Origin of the sequence: Azohydromonas aeria, from assembly GCF_009760915.1 — a bacterium.
Taxonomy (GTDB): Bacteria; Pseudomonadota; Gammaproteobacteria; order Burkholderiales; family Burkholderiaceae_C; genus Azohydromonas; species Azohydromonas aeria.
The window spans coordinates 39867-58829 of record NZ_VIDQ01000044.1 but is presented as its reverse complement, the minus strand read 5'-3'; the positions used below and the strand labels follow the sequence as shown (position 1 = coordinate 58829).

At 67.7% G+C, this 18963-nt stretch carries 21 protein-coding genes and 1 pseudogene; 9 read left to right on the top strand and 13 right to left on the bottom strand.

Annotated elements, in window-relative coordinates; all coding sequences use genetic code 11:
* Positions 1 to 276: 276 nt before the first annotated feature.
* The 10 genes and pseudogenes from FJ694_RS38100 to FJ694_RS22580 all read right to left on the bottom strand — a co-directional run bounded on the left by FJ694_RS38100 (position 277) and on the right by FJ694_RS22580 (position 9633).
* Positions 277 to 1800, bottom strand: a complete 1524-nt coding sequence (locus FJ694_RS38100; protein ID WP_445661319.1) for a DUF5710 domain-containing protein — start codon at positions 1798 to 1800, stop codon at positions 277 to 279.
* A pseudogene (locus tag FJ694_RS38095) lies at positions 1783 to 2841 on the bottom strand (zincin-like metallopeptidase domain-containing protein); the annotation flags it as partial. The gene FJ694_RS38100 and the pseudogene FJ694_RS38095, both read right to left, overlap by 18 nt.
* A 32-nt stretch (positions 2842 to 2873) precedes the next feature.
* On the bottom strand, positions 2874 to 3080 hold the full coding sequence (locus tag FJ694_RS22615; protein WP_198320941.1) for a conjugal transfer protein TraD: 207 nt from the start codon (positions 3078 to 3080) through the stop codon (positions 2874 to 2876).
* Positions 3081 to 3093: 13 nt separating this feature from the next.
* Complete coding sequence (gene traF / locus FJ694_RS22610) at positions 3094 to 3621, bottom strand: conjugative transfer signal peptidase TraF (protein WP_157269583.1); 528 nt, start codon at positions 3619 to 3621, stop codon at positions 3094 to 3096.
* Positions 3618 to 3815: a hypothetical protein gene (locus FJ694_RS22605; RefSeq protein ID WP_157269582.1), complete on the bottom strand. Its 198-nt coding sequence runs from the start codon at positions 3813 to 3815 to the stop codon at positions 3618 to 3620. The genes traF and FJ694_RS22605 overlap by 4 nt, the downstream gene beginning before the upstream one ends.
* Complete coding sequence (locus FJ694_RS22600; RefSeq protein WP_232540174.1) at positions 3812 to 5728, bottom strand: type IV secretory system conjugative DNA transfer family protein; 1917 nt, start codon at positions 5726 to 5728, stop codon at positions 3812 to 3814. The genes FJ694_RS22605 and FJ694_RS22600 overlap by 4 nt, the downstream gene beginning before the upstream one ends.
* On the bottom strand, positions 5725 to 8043 hold the full coding sequence (gene traI, locus FJ694_RS22595) for a TraI/MobA(P) family conjugative relaxase (protein WP_157269580.1): 2319 nt from the start codon (positions 8041 to 8043) through the stop codon (positions 5725 to 5727). The genes FJ694_RS22600 and traI overlap by 4 nt, the downstream gene beginning before the upstream one ends.
* A 38-nt stretch (positions 8044 to 8081) precedes the next feature.
* Complete coding sequence (gene traM, locus FJ694_RS22590) at positions 8082 to 8522, bottom strand: conjugal transfer transcriptional regulator TraM (RefSeq protein WP_157269579.1); 441 nt, start codon at positions 8520 to 8522, stop codon at positions 8082 to 8084.
* On the bottom strand, positions 8522 to 9250 hold the full coding sequence (locus tag FJ694_RS22585) for a PRK13886 family protein (RefSeq protein WP_157269578.1): 729 nt from the start codon (positions 9248 to 9250) through the stop codon (positions 8522 to 8524). Before FJ694_RS22585 ends, traM begins: the two co-directional genes overlap by 1 nt.
* Positions 9250 to 9633 carry a TraK family protein gene (locus FJ694_RS22580; RefSeq protein WP_157269577.1) on the bottom strand — a complete coding sequence of 128 codons (384 nt, stop codon included), beginning with the start codon at positions 9631 to 9633 and terminating at the stop codon, positions 9250 to 9252. Before FJ694_RS22580 ends, FJ694_RS22585 begins: the two co-directional genes overlap by 1 nt.
* Positions 9634 to 10027: 394 nt before the next feature.
* Between FJ694_RS22580 and traJ the strand changes: the two genes are divergently transcribed.
* The gene (gene traJ, locus FJ694_RS22575) at positions 10028 to 10450 is read left to right on the top strand and encodes a conjugal transfer transcriptional regulator TraJ (protein WP_157269576.1); all 423 of its coding nucleotides are present in this window, start codon (positions 10028 to 10030) and stop codon (positions 10448 to 10450) included.
* Positions 10451 to 10481: 31 nt separating this feature from the next.
* On the opposite strand, the gene FJ694_RS22570 is transcribed toward traJ, so the two are convergent.
* The 3 genes from FJ694_RS22570 to FJ694_RS22560 all read right to left on the bottom strand — a co-directional run bounded on the left by FJ694_RS22570 (position 10482) and on the right by FJ694_RS22560 (position 12093).
* Positions 10482 to 10814 carry a KfrB domain-containing protein gene (locus FJ694_RS22570; RefSeq protein ID WP_157269575.1) on the bottom strand — a complete coding sequence of 111 codons (333 nt, stop codon included), beginning with the start codon at positions 10812 to 10814 and terminating at the stop codon, positions 10482 to 10484.
* Entirely contained in the window at positions 10804 to 11790 is a 987-nt protein-coding gene (locus tag FJ694_RS22565; protein WP_157269574.1) for a ParB/RepB/Spo0J family partition protein, read from the bottom strand. Before FJ694_RS22565 ends, FJ694_RS22570 begins: the two co-directional genes overlap by 11 nt.
* Positions 11791 to 11892: 102 nt before the next feature.
* Positions 11893 to 12093, bottom strand: a complete 201-nt coding sequence (locus FJ694_RS22560) for a hypothetical protein (RefSeq protein WP_157269573.1) — start codon at positions 12091 to 12093, stop codon at positions 11893 to 11895.
* A gap of 177 nt (positions 12094 to 12270) precedes the next feature.
* On the opposite strand from FJ694_RS22560, the gene FJ694_RS22555 reads away from it, so the two are divergent.
* From FJ694_RS22555 to FJ694_RS22520, 8 genes are all read left to right on the top strand, one after another.
* Positions 12271 to 12621 carry a helix-turn-helix domain-containing protein gene (locus FJ694_RS22555; protein ID WP_157269572.1) on the top strand — a complete coding sequence of 117 codons (351 nt, stop codon included), beginning with the start codon at positions 12271 to 12273 and terminating at the stop codon, positions 12619 to 12621.
* Between the two features lie 67 nt (positions 12622 to 12688).
* Entirely contained in the window at positions 12689 to 13654 is a 966-nt protein-coding gene (gene trbB, locus FJ694_RS22550; protein WP_157269586.1) for a P-type conjugative transfer ATPase TrbB, read from the top strand.
* 28 nt (positions 13655 to 13682) lie between these two features.
* Positions 13683 to 14063, top strand: coding sequence for a TrbC/VirB2 family protein (locus FJ694_RS22545; protein WP_157269571.1), 381 nt, complete (start codon positions 13683 to 13685; stop codon positions 14061 to 14063).
* 3 nt (positions 14064 to 14066) lie between these two features.
* Positions 14067 to 14384 (top strand): conjugal transfer protein TrbD, encoded by a 318-nt coding sequence (locus FJ694_RS22540; protein ID WP_157269570.1) that lies wholly within the window; start codon positions 14067 to 14069, stop codon positions 14382 to 14384.
* Positions 14381 to 16915: a VirB4 family type IV secretion/conjugal transfer ATPase gene (locus tag FJ694_RS22535; protein ID WP_157269569.1), complete on the top strand. Its 2535-nt coding sequence runs from the start codon at positions 14381 to 14383 to the stop codon at positions 16913 to 16915. Before FJ694_RS22540 ends, FJ694_RS22535 begins: the two co-directional genes overlap by 4 nt.
* Positions 16912 to 17637: a VirB8/TrbF family protein gene (locus tag FJ694_RS22530; RefSeq protein ID WP_157269568.1), complete on the top strand. Its 726-nt coding sequence runs from the start codon at positions 16912 to 16914 to the stop codon at positions 17635 to 17637. Before FJ694_RS22535 ends, FJ694_RS22530 begins: the two co-directional genes overlap by 4 nt.
* An 8-nt stretch (positions 17638 to 17645) precedes the next feature.
* Complete coding sequence (gene trbG / locus FJ694_RS22525) at positions 17646 to 18542, top strand: P-type conjugative transfer protein TrbG (RefSeq protein ID WP_157269567.1); 897 nt, start codon at positions 17646 to 17648, stop codon at positions 18540 to 18542.
* Positions 18542 to 18961 carry a conjugal transfer lipoprotein TrbH gene (locus FJ694_RS22520; RefSeq protein WP_157269566.1) on the top strand — a complete coding sequence of 140 codons (420 nt, stop codon included), beginning with the start codon at positions 18542 to 18544 and terminating at the stop codon, positions 18959 to 18961. Before trbG ends, FJ694_RS22520 begins: the two co-directional genes overlap by 1 nt.
* Positions 18962 to 18963: the final 2 nt, after the last annotated feature.

Sequence of the window (18963 nt, the reverse complement as noted above, 5' to 3'; positions counted from 1 at the left end):
CTCCAGGAACTCGCGCTTGCGCGTGCGCTTGGTCGAAAGGTTCAGCCCAAGGTCAGCCTGCTTCATGGCCTGAATGTTCGCTCAGCACAATTGCCACGCCTTTACGCAGAGGTTCCCTAGCGCCGCGCGAATGCAGCACTGATCCTTGTGGAGTTCCGCAGGAGGTGCTTGGCGACGTGGGTGCGCTTCGCACGGGGCAGTGACGACGGCGAAACACCGACTTCCTCGGCGGCCTCGCGTACGGACCAGCCTTGAGCGATCAGAAGCCCCACCGTCTCATCCCGCGCGCATGCCGTGGCGCTGGCGCTGCTGCACCCCATGACCCGTACTCCGGGATTGGTCCTGGCCGCGCTGCTGGACCTGCTTCACGGCTTGCTCCTGCACCCGGGCCTTGTGCAGCTCCACTGCCTGCTGCGCCTCGGGCATCACCTGCCGCAGCAGACCCTCGCGTCCGAGCTGACTGCGCTGCGCCAGGTCGTTGAAGTCCGTGTGCGCTTTCATGCGCGCCAGTGCCGCGAGCTGCTCGGGCTTGAGCAGGTCCTTCTCGGCCGCAACCCGGCCCTTGTCCGAAAGCCCGCCCTGCTCCAGCAGCCGCTCGGCCGCGTCGTGCAGCCGCCAGGCGGCCGGCGTGATGGGCGCCAGCTCGCGCGGGTAGTCGGCCTCGCCCGGGGCGAAGACGGGGAAGAAGGCCCGGCCACCGACGTCGCGCGCTGCCGCCTCTGCCTTCTCGCGGCCCGGGTTGAAGCCCTGCGTGAGCTGCACCGCCCGGTCGTCGTCGCCGGCCACCAGGATGGGCTTGGTCGGGTGGAGCTCGCGCAGCGCCTTCGCCACCGCGCCCACGTTCCCGGAGTCGAAGGCCACCACGCTGGCCACCGGGGCGCCCATGGCCTCCTTCAGCGTTGCCATGGTGGCGTAGCCCTCGCCCACGACGATCACGGGCGCGCGGTCCAGCTCCTTCATGCCTCCCAGGACGTGAAAGCAGCCTTCCTTGTGGCTGTCCTTCGCAAACCGTTTCGTGCCGTCGTCGCCGATGTACTGCGTCGTCCAGTGCTTGCCGGTCTTGTCATAGGCCGGCACGAAGGTGGTCTTGCCGGCTTGGTCCGTGAGGAGTCCGGGGTAAGGCTGGATGCCCTTGGCCTGGAGGTAGGGCGTAGGGTGCTTGGAGTCCAGCGGCTGGAGAGCTGCCAGCTGGCGCTGCACGCGCTGCGCCGCTGCCTCGTGCTGGCGCTGCTGCTCGGCCTCGCGCTCGGCCCGCCTGGCCGCGGCCTCGGCGATGAGCCTGGCGCGGTCCTCGTCGCTGAGGTGGTAGCCCTTGGCCTTCCAGCGTAGTTCTTGGCCGGTGCGGTTGTCCTTGGCGTAGCCGGCCGGCACGTGGCCGTCGAGGTGTCCGACGTAGAAGCCGGCCTTCTCCTTGCCCTTGTCGCCGGCCGTGGCGATCCGGTGCGTGGCACCGTCCATGACTGGGTGCTCGCCCTCCAGGATGAAGCCCATGCCGCGCAGCTCCTGGGCGAACTCGTCGCGCGCGGCCATCGCCGGGTCCTGCTGCTGGCGCTGGTTCTCGGGCAGCCATTTCCGCAGAGCGTCCCTGTCCGCGCCTTCGCCCGCGTACCAGGACTTGGCCGCGCCGTCCCAGCGCGCACCCGCGGCCTTGGCTTGGTGCCGCTCGATGTAGGGCACGGCGAGGTAGGTGCGCGGCTCCTCGTGCGCCGGCGCAACAGGCAGCTCGGCTGGTGCTGCCTGGGACTGCGGGGCTGCTTCCTCACGCCGCGGCCAGCGTGCCAGCAGCGGCGCCGTTTCCACGCCGGGAGGCACGTACCAGGACTGCTCCTGGCGGTCCCAGCGGGCCCCCAGTGCCTTGGCCTGATCCTTCTGCGCGAAGGGCACGGCCAGGTAGACGCGCGGCTGCTGGGCCTGCTCCAGGGCCTGGTCGATGCGCTGGTTTTCCTCGGCAACGGTGTCCACGCTCGCCTCCTGCTTCTGGCCCTGGTGCTGGTCGAACGCCATGACGAAGGTGTTGATGCGCTCCGCGTCGGCCGCCGCACGGAAGATCTCCAACGGATCCTCCTTGAGCACCTTGATCCAGGACGCGACGTAGGACGCGTGGCGGCCCGGGTCGTGGCCGATGCCCAGCGAGTCGCCCACCAGCATGGATGCGATCTCGGCGCGCAGTTCCTCGCGCGCGTAGCCTTCGCTGCCAAACGGATTGGCGAGGTCCCGGCCCAGCCGGTTCTCGTGCCCGGTCCAGTGGCCCAGCTCATGCAGCGCGACGGCGTAGTAGCTGGCCGCGTCCGGGAACTGGCCTTTCCCGGGCATCTGGATGGCGTCGGTGGAGGGCCGGTAGAAGGCGCGGTCGCCTTCCACGTGGCGGATCGTGGCGCCGCTGGCGTACAGCAACTTCTCCGCGCGCTGCGCGGCATCCCAGGTCGGCGGCCGGTGCTGCAGCGAGGGGAGCCCGTCGATCTGCTCAGCGTTGAAGACGGTGGCGTGGAAGACGCGCGGGCGCTCCAGTTGCACCTGCACCGTCTCGGGCTTGCCGTCCGCGCCGATCACCGGCTGCCCCTTGGCGTCGAGCCTGGGCTGCTCCTCGCTGAACTTCCAGTACTGGACCGGGGTGCCGTGCTCGCCCTTGCGCACCTGGGCGCCCTGGGCCTGCGCTTGGTTGTACGTCATCCAGCGCGGGTCGCTGTAGCCCTGGGCCGCCAGGAAGACGGCATTGATGCCCCTGTAGCGCTTGCCGCTGACAGGGTTCATCGGCACGCCAGCTCTTGGCCGGCCGGGCTCCCAGGGCTTCTGCCAGGGCGCCGTGCCGGCTTCGAGCTGCTCGATGAGTTTCTCGGCCACCCGCTCATGGAAAGGCTTGTCGCGATCCATGGTCAGGCCTCCGCGGCCAAATCGGTGGCGCTGTCCAGGGCCTCGCCCAGGGTCAGCGCGTCTTCCAGGAAGGCGCCGGCCAGCGCCGCCTCGTCGGGGTCGAGCTCGGCCAGGAAGGCGGGCGTGCCGGCGTCGCGCAGCTTGTCGCGCACCACCTCGGCCAGGCTCGGGGCCGGCACCGACACGTCTTCGTCGTTTGGCATGTCCATGAGTGGCTTTTCCTCAGTAGGTGAACACGGGGCGGATCACGGTCTTGATCTGCCTGCGGCTGGTCGGCCCGAAGTAGCGGGCATCGAAGGAGAGGGGAAATCGGTCGGACATGAGCAGGACCTGGTCGGGCGCCAGCGTGGCGCTGGTGGCCTGCAGGTGCGGCATGAGCCGGCCGGCGCCGTCGAAGCGCACCGGGGCGCTGTCGGGCAGCGGCTGGCCATTGACGCGCACGCCGTCGTCATCCAGCTCCACGTGGTCGCCGTGCGCTGCCATCACGCGCTTCATGACGTAGCCGGCGCCACCAGGGCACACGCCCACACCCAGGTAGCCGCGCCGGTAGGCCTGCTCGAAGACGCCGCCCTGCGGCAGGCACAGCAGGACGTAGGACCCGACGCGCACCAGCTCGCTGGTGGCGCGGTACAGGCCCAGCGGGATGCTCGGGCTGGTGTTCCAGTACAGGCCCAGCGCCTTGGTCGCGGCGCCCAGCGCCAGCGGGGCGGCCACGACGCCGGTCAGGGCGAACTTGTGCCAGCGCCTCATGGGCCGACCCTTCCATGCGGGGCGTCTTCCCCGCGTGGGGGGTCCTTTCCGCGCTGCTCGGGCCTGCGGTTGCTGCGCTCCTTCCAAAAGTGCCAGCAGGCCATCAGCAGGATGACAAACAGGCTTGCCAGCAACGAGACACCGATGGAGTCGGTGAACTGCTCCCAGCGGGTCGGCGGTGCTTGCCAGGTCATGCTGCTTGCTCCATGCGCGGCTGGTTCGTGGCCACGATCCAGTCGCTGGTCTTGGGCGGCGCCACTTGCGAGCGGGCCAGGAAGGTGGGGTCCTGGAAGTACAGCGGCTGCTTGCCGTAGATCGCCGGGTAGCCCGCCACGTACACCACCATGTCGCCGGCCTTCGTGATCTGGTCGGCGCTGTCCTTCTCGGGGCCGGGCATGCGCATCGCCTCGTCGGCCGTGAGCAGGTTGCGCGCGACTTCCTGCACCGTGCGCGAGACGTTGGACTCCATGAAGGCCACACGCTTGCCGCTGACCGTGATGGCCTCCTTGAGCACGGTGGTCTGCCCGGTCTGCCGCGACAGGTACTCCGCCGTCTCGACCCGGTTGGGCGGGAAGGCGCACTGCACGTGGCAGTTCGAGCTGATCGTCTCGCTCGGCCCGTAGCCCAGCTGAGGGTGGCGAAGCTGCGTGATGTCCTGGATCACCAAGAAGGCCTTGATGCCGTAGCCGGCCATCCACGACAGCGCGTCCTCGAGGATCGGCAGCCTGCGGAAGGCCGTGAGCTCGTCCAGCATCATCAGCAGCTTGTGCTTGTAGCTGGGCCTCGGACGCCCCTGCTCGAAGCCGATCTTGTCGGCCAGCAGCCGTATCGTCATCGTGATCAGCAGCCGCAGCAGCGGGCGCAGCCGCTCCTTGTCGCTGGGCTGGGTGACCAGGTACAGGCTCACCGGGCTGTCGTGGTGCATCAGGTCCCTGCTACGGAAGTGGCTGTCCGCGACGTTGCGGGCCACAACCGGATCGCGGTACAGCGACAGGTAGCTCTTGAGCGTGGACAGCACCGAGCCGGCTTCCTCTTCGTGCCGGTCAAGCTGGTCGCGCGCCGCGGCGCCGACCACCGGGTGCACCTCGCCGTCGAGGTGGTGGTACTGCGTCATCTCCACCCACAGCTCGGCCGTCGCGCGCTCCGGGTCGGCCAGCATGTGGTCCACCACCGGCAGCGAGGCGCGCGGGCCGTCGCCGTTCCTGGCCCGGTACAGGGCATGCAGGATGACCCCTTGCAGCAGGGCGAAGCTGGTCTTCTGCCAGTGCGATTCCAGCCCCCTGCCATCGGGGTCCACGATCATCTGCGCGATGTTCTGGACGTCCCCGACTTCGTGCTCGGTCCCGAGACGCACCTCGTCCAGCGCATTCCAGTGCGCGCTGTCCAGCGCAGCCGGCTCGAACTTCAGCACCTTGTTGCCGGCGAAGAGCTTTCGCCAGCCCGAGGTCAGCTCCCACAGCTCGCCCTTGAGGTCCGTGATGAAGGCGCTCTTGACCCAGGAAAGCAGCGTCGGGATCACCAGGCCCACGCCCTTGCCGGACCTGGTGGGGGCGTAGCACAGGATGTGTTCCGGCCCGGTGTGGCGCAGGTAGCGCAGCACGCCCTGCTTGTCGATCCAGCCGCCCACGTAGCAGGCCAGGGCTGACGGCGGCGGCAGCTTGTGCATCCTCTCGCGCCAGCTCCGTGCCTCGCGTGGCAGCAGGCCTGCTGCCTGAATGTCCTTCAGCGTGGCCCAGCGGGCGCTGCCGTGCATGTACTGGTTGCCCGTGGGCTTGCTGGCCTCGACCATCTTCACGACCATGGTGGCGATCAGGCCGCCTGCGGCCACCATCGCGCCGACGCTACCCGAAGTCATCAGCTGCTGCGGGTAGACCTCGCTCCACTTCGCGGCCCAGCCCAGCACGTGCCAGGGCAGGTACACGTGGCCCACGTTCATCCCGAGGCTGGCGTGGTAGTCGAAGGTATGGGCGAAGTGCTGCGTGGCCGTCCACAAGCCACCCGCCACCGAGGCGGTGCCCATGATGGGCACCAGCTTGCCACGGGTCCTGCGGCGCTGGCGCACCTGTGGCCCGACGGCAGGGTTGTTCACTGTCATGGAGCGGGTCATCGGCTTCGTCCTCTGGAATGGCTCGCAGCCAGCGAGCCCGTGGGGGTGACGGTGATGGATTGCCCGATGGATACGGACTTCAGCCGCCGAACAGTTGTGAAGTCAACTGGCATCACCAGGACCACATCGCCGCGGTCGAGTAGGGCCAGCGTGCAGCCATCGACGCTGCGCAGGCCTGCGAAGGAAAGGGGCTGCCTGGTCGGGCTGTAGCGCACGTGCCTGGGCACGTCGATGCCGCGCGCGCGCTTGCCCTCGCGCTCCTCGATGTAGCTGTCCGCGGCGGCGTAGGCCTGCGACGCCAGCTTCGCGCCGGGTATCGGCCAGGCGGGGGCGGTTGGCGCTGGCCGTGGCGCCGTCGGCGCACGCACGCCCACGCCGGCGCCGGTGCGCAGCCGCGCCTCGGCCTTGGGCGGGGCCTTTGATCCCGGGCGGCCCACGGGCGGGCGGCTTACTCTTCCTTCTCTTCCTGCCCGATCCACGGGCCGTCGCAGTGCGTCAGGTGCCTGGGCTCCTTGTTGCTCCACACCGTGACGTACATCACCCGGCAGTAGCAGCTCACATCCTGCTCGCTGGCCTGCCACATCGCGTTCGGGCAGGTCTCGCACACGGTGACGGGATCGGGGCGGCGTACCTTTGGGAGCGCCGCCAGGGTTGGGCTTTCGACCGTGGGCATGGCGGGCAGCGCCAGCCGCGTCAGTTCCAGATCGGGCAGCTCGGGCAGGGCGGCCATCGTCTCGTCGATCAGGTCCTCGTCGCTCATCCGTTCCATGAGGGGGCTCCTTGCGCATCAGGGCCTGGCGCTGCCGCTCAAGGCCGGGGTCGGTGAAAGTGACCGGCAGCGCCCGCTCCACCGCCGCGCGCACCACGGCCACACGGAATCGCTGGGAGCCGCTGACGGTGATGCGGTCGCCGTAGCGCTGGCGGGCCAGCTTCAGTGCTGCCTGCACCGTGTCCTGGTCGGCCGCGCGCGAGACCTGCAGCCGCCGGCCGTCGTCGCGTACAGCGCTGGCGCCGGCCCGGTAGACGACGGTGCCGGCCTTGGTGACGTTCTCAACTTCGGGGCTGGCGCCGGTGGCCCCAGTCAGGCCTTGCGCGCGCACGGTGTGGCCGCGCAGGTTCGAGGCTTCGGTACTCGCCCGCAGCGCCGCCAGCGCCTCGCTGTTGCCCTTCACGGCTTCGGCCTTGAGCCAGTCGGCCCAGGCTTGGTGCTGGTGGTTCTTCAGGATCGCGGCGCGCTCCGCTTCGTAGCCGCGGTGGATGACCTGCAGCCGCTGGCGCATCTGGAAGCTCGCGGTGGCGTAGACGAGGCGCTTGTCGATACCCTTGCCGTCGGAAAGCCGGATCGCAGCACGCTGCAGCGCATAAGCCCGCTTCGCCGCCGCCAGTGCCTCGGCCTTGCGCCTGCGGGCAACGCCCAGTGCCTCGGCCCGCTGGTCGCCTACAGCCTCCCGCTGCGCGCGGTAGCGGGCGTAGAGTTCGGTGGTGTCCACGCGGCTGCGCACCGGTCCCTTGCGGTAGGACTTGCTCGCCCAGGGCCACACCAGGCCCACCGGTGCCTGGAAGGCGCCCAGCCTGGCTTCCAGGGCCTTCTTCGACAGGCCGCGGTCCACGGTGCTGGCCTTCACGAAGGTGCCGTCCTGGGAGGCGAAGATCAGCCCGGCGCCGCGCTCGCGCAGCTCCAGCCCATGGTCGGCCAGCTCGTGGTGCAGTTCCTGCCAGGTGGTGGCCGCGTGCAAGAGGTCCAGGCACTCGCGCCGCACCCAGCTAATGAGGCTCTCAACGGCCGCGTGCTGCTCCATGTCGGCCGCCTTGCCCTCGCCAACACCGCGCCGCGGGGTGTGGTTCACCGCCTGCAGCCCGTACTCGCGCTCCAGCCGCTCGCACATCACGGCCAGCGTCTTGTAGGCGAGGTAGGGCTCCTTCAGGGTCAGCCGCTGCGGGTGGACCTTGTTGATGCCGATGTGCACGTGCAGGTGGTCGGTGTCGTGGTGGACGACACTGATCCGCTGGTGCCCTTCGAAGCCCAGTCCCTTGCACAGCCGCTCTTCGATCGCCGCCAGCGTTTCGGGCGAGGGGTTCTCCCCAGCCGGGAAGCTCACCAGCAGGTGGTAGGTGAAATCCGACTGCGCCCGGGTGTTGAGCTGCTGCACGGCCAGCATTTCGCTCACGGCCGCGCCCAGCGTCGCGGCCTCGCAGTGGGTGAGGCGGATGTCCCCGACGCGCTCGGTCAGGCCTTGCTGGTCGGTGAGGTACCCCACCAGCTCTGCCATGCTGCTCTTGCGCAGCACGCGCATCGGGACGTGCTTGGCGATCACGAGTCTTCAGCCGCTGAAGGATCGATCCGGCCGCGTCCCTAGATCGCCACCCAGGCCAGCACCAGCGCGGCCACCAGCGTCATGAGGCCGCCGCCCAGGTTGATCAGGGCCACTTGCCGCACCTGCCTGAGGTGGGCGGCTGTCTGGTGGGCGTGCATCTGGACCAAGGCCTGCAGCCCCGTGGACGTTGCCGCTGCGCATTGCTGGGCTGCCGCCGCCATCGCCTCCCGGCTCGTCTCCAGCGCCGCCTGCAGCGCCTTCTCGGCCTGGACGCGCGCGCTCTCGCCGCTGCGCCGGGCGATGGCTTCCAGCTCGGACTTGAAGGCGTCAAGCAGCTGGCGCTGCTGTTCCTCGCCGGCGGCCAGCAGGTGCTCGTTGATCGTCAGCAGCATGAGGACCGGGTCGTCGCGGGTGAGCCCGACGCCGTGCCGGGCCGCGATCTCCCGAATCACGTGCTCGATGCGGTCGCCCGCGGCCATCACAGCACCGCCGCGCCGTCGAGCTGGCGGAAGAGCTGGTCGCGCACGATCTTCAGCCGCTGCCGCGTCATCAGCGGCACCGCGGCCGTGCCCAGCGTTTCCTCGAACGTCCTGCGCGCCTGCAGCATGTCGCTGAGGTCGCGCCCGTAGGTCTCCCCCTTGAGAGCCGGAAGCTGCACCAGCGCCGACACCCGCGCCTTGTTCGAGGTGTAGGCCTTCATCGCCTCGAAAGGCTTGCCGTCCTCGGTCGTCACCGGCCCGAAATACGGGTTGAGCCACACGATGAACAAGCAGTCGGCCGGGAACTGCGTGGCGAGCTGCGCAAACCCCGACACCGTATCCACCAGAGCTTGGCCACCCGTGACCACCGTGTGGACCACCAGCTCATGGCCCAAGTCCTTGAGCAGCGCCGGCACCTCGTTGGAAATGAGGTAGTGCGACAGCGGCACGAAGGAGCTGGCGCCGTTGTCCACGATCACGTCGGCCTGCGCGGTAGCGAGCAGCTCCACCATCGAGTCGAAGCGGCGCGTGTCGATTTCGTCGCCGGCCAGCAGTTCCACCCGCTTGACGTCCAGCGTCTTGTAGCCGGCGAAGGTCGCGTTCACCGGGTCGGTGTCGATGCACAGCGGGCTGTGCCCCTTGGCCTGCTTGTACTGGGCCAGCATGGCCGCCACCATCGACTTGCCCACGCCACCCTTGCCCTGCAGGACGAAGTTGATCTTGCTCATCAGAAAAGCTCCTTCGGGTCAGCGGCCGCCGTGAAGCTGAAGCCCGGCACGGTCGTGTCGGTGCGTCGCGGCTCGGGTAGGGGGACTGGAGAGGAAACAGGCGCAGAGGAGGGCGGGGAAGCCGCAACGGACTGCGCAGGCGCGCGCCTCACGTGCTTGCGCACGTACTTCAGGAACGTGTCGTAGCGGAAGCCCAGCCGGCGCGTCTCGTGCAAGTGGCGCCAGATCGTCGTGAGCGGGAAGCCGGCCGCAATGGCTGCTTCCACGTCCTCACGCACGGCCAGGAAGGCCACCGCGTTCGTGTCCTGCCCGCGCCTCTTCGGCGGCTGGTCCTGGACCCAGGCAGCCAGCTCTTCCACGTAAGCGGTGCACGCCTTCAGCACGGCTGCCGCCCCTGCGCACCCTGCGAGCGCTCCCGCATCGCTGCATCTCCGCTGCGCGGATCGCTGAAGTACCGCTGTATCAACGCTGTAACAGCACGGAAGCACCGCTGTATCGACGCTGTAGCTGCGCTGGGATGTCGCTGAAGAAGCCGCATTTCCGTGCTTTTGGGAGCTGTTCGCCATATCCTAATGCGAACAGCGGTGGTTCAGCACAGATTCAGCGGAAAAAACGAACACAGACTGCTGAGCTTCCGTGGTGTTTCCGAACGGCAAAGCGCGGGCAAGATAGGTGAACATGGCCATGTCGCGGAGCGCCATGCCCCTGTTCACTCCCCTTACTCGCTGGGCTCGACGGGCATCCTGCTCTGCGAGGCCGTTAACCCTGGAGTTCTCGATGCCGCCGCCCTCCAATGCGCCCGCGAAGCGACCTGTGCCCCAACCCAAGCAGGCTGCAGGCAGGCCTGCGCACGAGGTGCGCAGGCACTGCCTGCGGGTGCTGGTAAACGATCAGGAGAAGGCGACGCTGCGACTGCAGGCAAGCACGGCCAAGCGCAGCGTCGGTCGCTACCTGCGCGAAGTGGGGCTCGGGTACAAGCTGCACAGCGCCGTGGACTTGGATGCGGTGCGCGAACTGGCTCGCATCAACGGGGACCTCGGGCGGCTGGGCGGGCTGCTGAAGCTGTGGCTGGCCGCAGACGCCCGCACGGCGCGCTTCACGCCGGCCACGGTGCAGGTACTGCTGGAGCGGATCACGGCGCAGCAGGATGAACTGGGGAAGGTGATGCAGGAGGTGGTCAGGCCCCGCGGAAGGACCTAACCCAGGATCAGCGGGCGCCGCCCTTGGCAGGCTACGCGTCGAAGCTGGCGCGGCCTTGGCTGTCGTAGGAAACGGTGACCCGGCCCCCGAGCGGAAGTGGATGGTCAAAAGCAGCCAGGTCGTGCCTGAAGAGGCCGGCATTGGTCTGCAGGTACGCCTGCAGTTCGTCCACGTGGACGACGACGCCGGTGGCTGGCTTGGATCGATCCGCCTCGCTCGCCTTGAACAGTTCGTAGACCCCGGGGCGTATCCCGTGGGCCTTCTCCACCCTCTCGATGTCCCAGTCGTCGTCGGCCAGGATCTGAAGAACCCGGTGGCCGTTCATGACCACGAGGCGGCGCTTGGGGGGCTGCTCAACCTTCATGGAAAGTCACCAGGCTGACCGAGGCGAGGTCCACGTCCACCTCCTGCCCATCGGCGAGAAAGCGGACCCAGGCCCGGCCGGAAGCAGTCGGGCGCCGCGTGGTGAGCAGACGCGCGGCGCGGCCGTCCACGCCGACTTCTATCCAGAGGCGATGCACGCGCTCGCTGGTCTTGTCGGAAAGTGGGGAGGGCAGGCGTCGCGTTGACGCTTCTGCGGGGGGTGCCTCATCGACCGCTGGGGCAGGGCTCGGCGCAGCCAGTCTCCCTATCTCTTCGAGGTACTCGCGCAGCCCTCTGACGGTGCCACGGGTGATTTCCTGTTCCTTGTTCTTGATCCAAGCAGCCACCTCCATGGGGTTCTTTCTGAGCGCGACCACCAACTCGTTCACCACCGTGACGTCGTTGACGCGGCCGGCCTCGAAGGCCTCGGCAATGGGGTCTGGCAGGTCCAGCAGGGTGACGTGCTGCGTGACGAAGGCGGCTGACTTCCCGAGCTCGCGCGCGATGTCGGCCTTGCGCTTCCCGCGTGCCAGCTCCTGGCCGATGAAGTCGGCAATCTCCCGGGCGGTCAGGCCTTCGCGCTGCAGGTTCTCGATGACCTGGTCCACGCGCTCGAAGTCGTTATCGATGAAGGCCTTCACCGTGGAAAGCCCGGCCATGGAGCAAGCCCGCCAGCGTCGCTCCCCATGGTTGATGAAGTAGCGTCCTGGCTCGCCCTGGTTGATGCGCACCGATATGGCCTGCTTCTGCCCACGAGCCTTGATCGAACTTGCAAGCTCGCCCAGCTTCTCCGGGGTATAGCCCGGGTTCTTGGCACGGCGGGGTTGATTGGGGTCGGGGGATACCGCGTCCAGCGGCAACTCCAGCGGGACGCCGCTCATTACTGCAGGCGCAGGGTTGCTCAGCGGACTGGACGGCCTTTCCGACTTCTGGGCCCCAGACGTCGCGGCCCGCTTCGTCGGCGTCTTCACAGCCATCTGGCTGTCTCCATCTGCGCTGAGGGACGCTTGGCCCAGGTCCGTTCTTTCCGGGTTCTCATTACCATTGTTTATTTTTCTGATCCTACGAATTTCTAATAGTTAGTCTGGCAGCTTGCCGTAGGCCACCCACCAACTCAAGAAGCTGAGCAGAACGAAGCAGCCCAAGGCGGTGAACCAATGGCCGATCACGAAGAACACGACCACCATCAGGGCGATTCCCCAGCGCAGCAGTGGCCAGAGAAGAACTACCGCCATGAGCAGGAAATCCAGCGGGTCGGTCTTGCGAGGAGTATTGGCCATGGATTCTCCCAGCCGAAAACGTACGCCGGGCAGCATGCTCGTCCGGTGAATCCGGCGTCTGTAAGAATCTGCTTCCGACGCGTGGAGCCAACGCATCTTGCCACATTGGCTATCGACGACTCCCGCAAGAAATCCTTCAGCGGCTAAAGAACAAGGGAGGGCACATTGCTCGAGTACATGATCTTCCTGACCAACGTGTTGCAGTGCCTTGAGGAGCAGGGCAAGTCCAAACACGACCTCTCTCGCGATTCAGGAGTGTCGGTTTCGTTCATATCGGATCTCACCACAGGGCGCGGCAATCCGTCGCTCAAGGTCATGGCTAAGATCGCAACCGCCCTCGAAACGCCTCTTCCTCTGCTGCTGGAACGTTGCGACCTGCCACCAGAGGGCCTGGAGTTGCTCTCCGGTCACAAGCCGCTCCAGAGTCTGCCCAAGGGTTTCCAGCGCGTCTCTCTGGTGCTCACGGACTACCAGGCCTTCGTCGCAAGGAAGTGGGCACAGGACGCGCGCAAGATGATGGATCGGTAAGCAGTAAAAAGATTACCGCTATCCCGGACAATTGCGCTGGGCTAGCGTTCACTATATCTTGCGGGGCATGTCGCAGAATGCTCCGCAAGTCGCTACGACCGAGGACCGAGCCAAGCAGGCCATCGAGCGCGCCTTCGGTCCAGAGCTGCTAGCGGTCCTGCACGACCCCAGGACCATTGAGCTGATCCTCAATCCGGACGGCTCGCTGTGGGTCGAGTGCCTAGGCGAGCCGATGCGCAGGATCGGCGCCATGAGCGCCGCGAAGGCGCAATCCATCCTCGAGAACGTCGCCGGCTTCCACCGCAAGGAAATCAGGCGCACCTCCCCGCTGCTGGAGTGCGAGCTGCCCATCGACGGCAGCCGCTTCGCCGCGCAGCTCCCGCCCATCGTTCCGGCGGCGTCCTTCCAGATCCGCAAGAAGGCTATCAAGGTCTTCACGCTGGACGACTACGTGGCCCGGGGAATCATGACCGATGCCCAGTGCACGGCGATCGTCAAGGCCGTGCACGAGCGCCGCAACATCGTCGTCTCGGGCGGCACGGGCTCGGGCAAGACCACGCTTGCCAACGCCCTCATCGGCGAGATCACGAATGCCTTCCCAGGTGATCGGCTGATCCTCATCGAGGACACGGGAGAGATCCAGTGCCGGGCCGCGAACTACGCGCAGTGGCACACCACCACCGACGTGAGCCTGCGCGACCTGATCAAGCACGCGCTGCGCGCCCGGCCGGACAGGATCATCGTCGGCGAAACCCGCGGCCCCGATGCCATGGACCTGCTCTCGGCCTGGAACACGGGCCATGAGGGCGGCCTCGCCACGGTTCACGCCAACAACCCGCGCGCTGCACTGAGCCGGCTGCAGATGCTCGTGAGCATGCACCCGGAGTCCCCGAGGCCGATGGAGCCGCTGATTGCCGAGGCGGTCCACGCCATCGTCCATATCGCCCGGTTACCGGACGGTTCTCGCCGTGTCCAGGGAATCCTGGGCGTGGATGGATTCAGGGACGGCGCCTTCGTCACCACGTTCCTCTGACCGTTACCTCAGCAACCAGGAGCATTGCATGCACTCCAAGGCCCAAGCTCGCCTTTTGAAACCTGCCAGCCTCGTGCTCGGCTTCCTGCTGGCGCTGGCCGTGCTGGCGCTGATGCCCAACTTGGCACACGCCGCGGCGGGCGCGGGAGGCGGCATGCCCTGGGAAGGGCCGCTGGACCAGCTCCGCGCTTCCGTCACCGGGCCGGTGGCCTTCGTCGTGTCGCTGATCGGCATCGTGGTGGCCGGCGCGATCCTGATCTTCGGCTCGGACCTCAACGCCTTCTTCAGGACCATGGTGCTGATCGTCATGATCATTTCCATCCTGATCGCGGCGCAGAACTGGCTGGCCGGCACCTTCGGTCGCGGCGCCTCCATCGCCACGGTGGCGCACCACCGCCAGGAGGCCTGAGCCATGGCGCTGCACAAGGTCCCTGTGCGCGCCTCGGCCAACCGCCCCAACCTGTTCATGGGCGGGGACCGTGAGCTGGTGATGGTCTGCGGGCTGCTGGCCGCGGCGCTGATCTTCTCGGCCATGGAATGGCAGGCCATCCTCTACGGGCTGGCCGGCTGGTTCGCCTCGCTGTACGGCTGGCGGCTCATGGCGAAGTCGGACCCGCTCATGCGCCAGGTCTACATGCGCTCCCTGCGCTGCTACCGGCAGCGGTACTACCCGCCGCGCTCGACGCCGTTCCGCGTCAACACGGCCACCCAGGGGAAGCAGTACAAATGATCGTACCCACCACCCTCGCCGTTGCGGCGGCGGGCGCGACCACCTTGGCGGGGCTCGCCTTCCGGCTCAAGGGTGTGGACGCTGCCCTGCGGCTCAAGCGCCACCGCTCGAAGGATGCAAGCGTGGCCGACCTGCTGAACTACGCGGCCGTCGTCGAGGACGGGATCGTGGTGGGCAAGGACGCCGGCTTCCAGGCCTCCTATCTCTACCGCGGCGAGGATCAGGCCAACGGCACGGACAAGCAGCGCGACGCCATCGCTGCGATGGTCAACAAGGCCCTGGCGCCGCTGGGCAGCGGCTGGATGCTCAACGTCGATGCAGGCCGGCGCCCGGCGTCCACCTACCCTGAGCGCCACCTCTGCCGCTTCCCCGACCCCGTGTCGGCCGCCATTGACGAGGAGCGCCGCCGCCAGTTCACCAGGCACGGCGCGCTCTTCGAGAGCTACTTCGTCATCACGCTGACGTGGCTGCCGCCGAAGCTGGCCGAGCGCAAGCTGGTGGAGCTGATGTTCGACGACGACGCCGTGCAGCCGGACCACACCAGCCGCACGCACAGCCTCATCGACCAGTTCAAGCAGCAGCTCACGGCCATCGAGAACCGCCTGTCGTCCGTGGTGAAGATGACGCGGCTGCGCGGCCAGGAGGTGACGGACGAGGATGGCACCCGGCGCACGCTGGACGACCAGTTGTCCTTCCTGCAGAGCTGCATCACCGGGATGCACCACCCTATAGCGTTGCCGGACAACCCGGCTTACCTGGACCTGCTCATCGGCGGCCAGGAGCTGACCCCCGGCACGATCCCGCTGCTGGGCCGCAAGTTCATCCAGATCGTGGCCATCGACGGGTTCCCGCATGAAAGCTGGTCCGGCATGTTGCAGGCGCTGGCCGAGTTGCCCAGCGAATATCGCTGGAGCACGCGGTTCATCTTCATGGACCAGCACGAGGCGCTGAGCCACCTGGAGAAGTTCCGCAAGAAGTGGAAGCAGAAGACCCGCAGCTTCTTCGATCAGGTCTTCAACACCAACGTCGGCGGCGCCAACCTCGACGCCATCAACATGGTCGCGGACGCGGAAGCCGCCAAGGCCGAGGTGAGCTCCAACCTGGTGGCCGATGGCTACTACACCAGCGTCGTCGTGATCATGGACGAGAGCCGGGACCGGGCTGTGGCCTCGGCCCAGGAGGCGCAGAAGGTCATCCAGCGGCTGGGATTCAACGCGCGCATCGAGACCATCAACACGATGGACGCCTTCATCGGCAGCCTGCCGGGCCACGGCGTGCAGAACGTGCGCCGCCCGCTGGTCAACACCATGAACCTCGCGCACTTCCTGCCGCTCTCCAGCATGTGGAGCGGCAGCCGGACTGCGCCGTGCCCGCACTACCCGAAGGGCTCGCCCGCGCTCATGCAGTGCGTGACGCATGGCCGCACGCCGTTCCACCTCAACCTGCACGTGCGCGACCTGGCCCACACGCTGATGATCGGCCCGACCCGCAAGGGCAAGTCCACACACCTGGGGATGATGGCCGCGCAGTCGCTGCGCTACGAACACATGACCGTCTTCATCTTCGAGGCGGGCATGAGCGCGTACCCGCTCACGAAGGCAGTGGGCGGCCGGCACTTCAACGTCGCGGCCGACGAGCGGCCCCAGCTCGCGCCGCTGCAGTTCCTGGACACCCGCAATGACCGCGCGTGGGCCATGGACTGGATCGACAAGGTGCTGGCGCTCAACGACTTCAGGACCACGCCCGAGCAGCGCACCGCCATCGCCACGGCCATCCTGAGCATGCACCGGAACGGCGGCAGGACCCTCTCGGACTTCTTCAATGCCTGCCAGGACGACGCCGTGCGCGAGGCCCTGATGCAGTACACCGTCAACGGCGCCATGGGCCACCTGCTGGACGCGGCCGAAGATGCCCTGGGCTTCAGCCGCTTCAACACCTTCGAGGTGGGCGAGCTGATGGAGCTGGGCGACAAGTACGCGGTCCCCGCGCTGCTGTACCTGTTCCGCCGCGTGGTGCTCAGCCTCAAGGGCCAGCCGGCCGTCATCTACCTGGACGAGGCCTGGCTGATGCTGCTGCACCCGATCTTCGAGCAGTGGATCAGGAAGTGGCTCAAGACCCTGGCGAAGCTCAACTGCGCCGTTGTGCTGTCCACGCAGAACCTCACCGATGCGGCCAAGTCCGGCATCTTCGACGTGATCGTGGACAGCACCGCCACGAAGATCCTGCTGCCCAACCCGGATGCCGTGTCCGAGGAAATGACTGCGCTGTACAGGCGCATCGGCCTCAACGACCGACAGATCCAGATCGTGGCGAAGGCCCTGCCCAAGCAGCAGTACTACCTCATGTCCGAGCCGGGATGCCGCCTGTACGAGCTGGCCCTCGGCCCTCTGGCGCAGGCCTTCGTCGGCGCCACCGACCCGGTGTCCCTGGCAACCGCCAGGCGGCTCGAAGAGACGCACGGCGAGGCCTGGATTCACGAGTGGCTCGCCATGCGCGGCCTCAAGCTCGACGACTACCTGGAGACGGCATGAACCCCAAGCTCTCGGCCCTGGGTGGCCGCATCAGGCTCCTGTTGCGCAAGGACCCCGACACGGCCACCGAGAACCCCTATCTCAACGCCCGGCGCACGTGGAATCTGGCCGTCGGCTCGGCCATCAACCGTGGCTTCATCGGGACGATGGTGGGCGGCTTCGGCATGGTGATCGCGCTGGCCGCCGTGGGCGGGATGGTCCACATCGGCAGCCAGTCCAGGTTCGTGCCCTACGTCTACGTCGAGCGCCCCAACGGGGAAACGCAAGCACTGGGCGTCGCCATGCCGGTGTCCCCGGCCAGCCCACTGGTGATCAACGCGGCCGTGCGCGACTTCATCACGGACGCCCGTACGGTCACCCCGGACGTGACGCTGCAGCGCAAGGCCATCGAGCGGGTCTACGCGAAGCTGCCGCCCAGCACGGCTGCCCGCACCAGGATGGATGAGTGGTTCGCGTCCGATCCGCCGTTCAAGCGTGCGGCCAAGGTGCTGGTCAGCGTCGACAAGGCCGCGGTGCTCCTGCAGAGCCCCACCACGCTGCAGGTGGACTGGGAAGAGGTCACGCACGACCGGCAGGGCTCGCAGCTTGGGGCCGTGCGCATGCGAGCCCTGGTGACGTTTGCTGTAGCTACCAGCACGCCGATCAACACGCCCGATGCCGAGCTGGCCCTGAACCCCGCGCGCGTCTTCGTCAGTGACTTCTCCTGGACGCAGATCAAGTGAGCGTGACGATGAAGAAGCACCTGATTGCGGCGTGCGTGGCCCTGCTGGCTGCGCCCGCCATGGCGGCCGACCCGGCCACCCAGCAACTCCTCTCGAGGGATGGCGGGCAGAAGCTCACGAAGCAGCAGCGCCAGGCCCTGGGGGTCGCTAACCGCTGGGAGACCTACTCCATTTCCGGCATGGCGCCCGTGCCGGGCCCCAACGGGCAGGTCCGGTTCATCTATGGAGCACAACAGGCCACGCTGGTGTGCGCGGTGCTGCATGGCTGCGACCTGGCGCTGCAGCCGGGCGAGAACATCAACGAAGGCGGGGTTCACCTGGGCGACGCGGCCCGCTGGACCGTGGAGCCCGCCATTGAGGGCAGCGGAGCCCAGGAGACGCTGCACCTGGTCATCAAGCCCAAGGACGTGGGCCTGCAAACCACGCTGTTCGTGTTCACCGACCGGCGCCGCTATACCTTCAAGCTGCGCTCCCACCTCACCGAGAACATGACCACGGTGGGCTTCGAGTACCCCGAGGACGCCAACGCCAAGGTGGCCCAGGTGCGACGACTGCGGCAGCAGGAGCGCCAGGAACGCACCATCCCCTCCACCGGCGAGTACCTCGGCGACCTGAGCTTCGACTACGACCTCGACGGCCCGAAGGGCCTGCGCCCGGTGCGCGTCTACAACGACGGCCGCAAGACAGTGGTGGAGATGCCGTCCGGGACGGCCAACGGCGAGCTTCTCTCGCTGGTGCTGCTGCGCAGGGAAGGCGGGATCTTTTCGGACGACGAGCCCGATCGCATCGCCACCCGCTACCAGAACGGCCGGTACATCGTGGACGCCGTTTTCGACAAGGCCATCCTGATTGCGGGCGCGGGCAGCGATCAGCAGCGCGTGACGATCACCCGCAGGACCAAGTGATGAACAACATCCTCACCGCGGCCGGGTTCGCGCTGGTCCTGGCCGGCTGCGCCACCACCAGGACCGAGGCGCCGCAGGGCAACTACCTGCCGGCCGGCGTCGACCAGCCCCGGCTTGCGGCCGACACCGTGCGCCAGCTCATCGCTCTGTATCCAGCCGCCAGGACACGCCTGGCTGTGGAGCAGCCCGCCAAGGACGCCTTCGGGGCCGCGCTGCTGCAAGGCCTGCGCGCCGGCGGCTACGCCGTGCAGGAGGGTGGCAAGGCTCCTGAAGGCTCGCTGCCGCTGCGCTACGTGGTTGACCAGGCAGGCCCCGTGTTCCGCGTCATGGTGGCCGTGGGCAGCCAATCCCTGGCCCGGGCCTATGTGCCGCAGGGCAACGCGCTGGTGCCGGCCGGCGCCTGGGCTCGCAAGGAGTGAGC